Annotated in this window: 1 protein-coding gene; it reads left to right on the top strand. The window is 64.5% G+C overall.

Annotated features, from left to right (window positions below):
- On the top strand, positions 1 to 318 hold a 318-nt coding region (locus tag EII35_RS16340; protein ID WP_221739823.1), incomplete at both ends, for an HNH endonuclease family protein.

The following is a 318-nucleotide window of genomic DNA, read 5'->3' as shown; positions in this document are numbered from 1 at the left end:
ATCTCCATGACCCGTCGGTCGGGTTGCGGATGGCAGTCACCGCATTGATGCCAGTCGATGTGTTCCCCTACGCTGCCCGCACCTCCAGGGCGTGTGATCTGGACCACACCATCCCCTACCGGGACGGCGAGACCGGGCAGACCAGGTGGGGGAATCTGGCCCCGTTGGCGCGTAGGTCGCATCGGGCGAAGACCTTCGGCGGCTGGGTCCTGACTCAACCAGCACCCGGCTGGTTCCACTGGAAGTCTCCGGCGGGGTTTGAGTATCTGGTGCATGCCACTGGCGGCACGATGTGTCTCCGAACTCCGGAACCAGAAC

The sequence above is a fragment of the Arachnia propionica genome (assembly GCF_003932785.1).
In the GTDB taxonomy this organism is placed as follows: domain Bacteria; phylum Actinomycetota; class Actinomycetes; order Propionibacteriales; family Propionibacteriaceae; genus Arachnia; species Arachnia propionica_B.
This window is presented reverse-complemented; position numbering and strand designations above follow the sequence as displayed.